Raw genomic sequence first — 1,863 nt, forward strand, 5'->3', positions numbered from 1 at the left:
ACCATAAAAACACAGACAAACAAAGCGCCGCCCAGGCAACCAACTCAAGAAAAGCCCAAAGCCGCAGACAACCAGACAAAACCCGCCGCAGGCCAAAAAAACCTCAACCTTATTGCCGCGCCAATCGCAAATTATCCGGCATAGGCAAATTAAAATTTGTCCGGAACGGATTAATATCAAGCCCGCCGCGGCGGGTATACCGCGCATAAACAGCAAGCTTCACCGGCCGGCAGGCCTTAAGAACATCGATAAAAATCTTCTCCACACACTGCTCATGAAACCCGGTGTGATTCCGATAGGAAATGATGTACCTCAGCAAACCCGCATGATCGATCGGCGGCCCGACGTAATGAATCTGCACGGTGCCCCAGTCCGGCTGCCCGGTCACCGGGCAATTCGACTTCAACAAGTTAGAGAACACAGTCTCCTCAACCGGCGCTTCATCGAGCGCCGCCTTCAGCAATGAGGCGTCAGGTTGATAAACATCGGTATCCAGATCGAGCCGATCCAGCGACAAGCCTTCAAACTCCTCCATCTGCAGCTTGCCAAACTCATACGGCGCGGTCAGATGAACGGAAACCGTCGCGCCGCAAGAAGCAGAAACATCGAGCTTGATCGTGTCACGCACAACTTCCATCGACTCGAACGCCGTCTGCGCGAATGACCCAAGATAAAGCTTGAACGACTTCGACTCGACAATATTCGGCGAATCAGCCGGTACAAAGAAAGTCGCCACTGCAATCTGCGGCTTGCCACGCGCATTCAGCCAGGAAAGCTCGTAAGCATTCCAGATGTCCGTGCCGAAAAACGGCAACTGCGCGTTAATCCCAATCGCCTCACGCGCATTCTTCCGGGCAATCGGAAAGAGCAGCGAAGCGTCATATTGTTCGGTGTAAGTGGAAGCCTTACCCAGCGGTGATTGTTCGGGTGTCATGATGCGTTCACGATGCCACTCAGCACGTGCCCCGTCGCCGTCACGACGCGGGCCGATTCGCAATGGCCAATTTGGTCGTCGAAGAAAAAGTCCGGCTCGAACTCGCGCAAAAATGCGCTCTTGTCGAGGCCGCCGAGGAACATCGCTTCGTCGATTTCGATGTTCCACGCCATCAATGTGCGGATCGCACGCTCATGCGCCGGGGCTGAGCGTGCCGTCACCAAGGCCGTACGAATATGCATTGGTGCGGCTTCGTCCGCGAGTTTCTGCAGCCGATGCAGCGCTTCGAGCAACGGCTTCAAAGGCCCATCCGCGAGCGGCAAATCCTTGTTGTGAATCTCATGGCCGACGAACGCCCGCAAGCCATCTTTCTGGAACACGCGCTCGGCTTCGTCGGAAAACAATACGGCATCGCCGTCGAACGCGATCCGGATCTCATCCGGATACTTGCTCGCCATTTTCGCCGATTCGGGCAAGACGCGCGCGGCCGGAAATCCGGCGGCCAATGCGTCGCGCACGTCGTCCTGATTCGCGGACAAAAACAGCGAGGCGTTCAACGGCTTCAGATAGCCGAATGGCGGCCGCCCGCGTGTAAACACACCACGCTCGATCGCCAGTCCATACTCCCTGCACGAGTGAAATGCGCGCAATCCGCTGATCGGATCGCTGCGCGACAGGATCACGACTTCGACGCGATGGCCGCCGGCATTCAACGCCAGCAGCTTGCGGATCAGCGGAAACGCGACGCCGGGTTTGGCGGGCACGGCCAGGCGTTCGCGCTGCAACGCTTCATACGCCTGCAGGTTGCCTTCCTCGTACACGCAGTTCTCTTCCTCGAAGTCGAACAGCGCGCGCGACGAGATTGCCACCACCAGTTTGTCGACAAGCGAAAGAGCCATCTGCGTGTTTCAGTCCAAAAAGATCAGGCG

General features: G+C 57.0%; 2 protein-coding genes. Both read right to left on the reverse strand.

What is annotated here, in order from left to right; genetic code table 11:
- Positions 1-109: 109 nt before the first annotated feature.
- Positions 110-934: an NADPH-dependent 7-cyano-7-deazaguanine reductase QueF gene (queF, locus tag PQQ52_RS34555; protein WP_408221507.1), complete on the reverse strand. Its 825-nt coding sequence runs from the start codon at positions 932-934 to the stop codon at positions 110-112.
- Positions 931-1,833, reverse strand: coding sequence for a 5'-nucleotidase (locus tag PQQ52_RS34560; protein ID WP_408221509.1), 903 nt, complete (start codon positions 1,831-1,833; stop codon positions 931-933). Before PQQ52_RS34560 ends, queF begins: the two co-directional genes overlap by 4 nt.
- Between the last annotated feature and the right edge of the window lie 30 nt (positions 1,834-1,863).

This window comes from Paraburkholderia sediminicola (assembly GCF_046030555.1).
GTDB classification, from domain to species: domain Bacteria; phylum Pseudomonadota; class Gammaproteobacteria; order Burkholderiales; family Burkholderiaceae; genus Paraburkholderia; species Paraburkholderia sediminicola_E.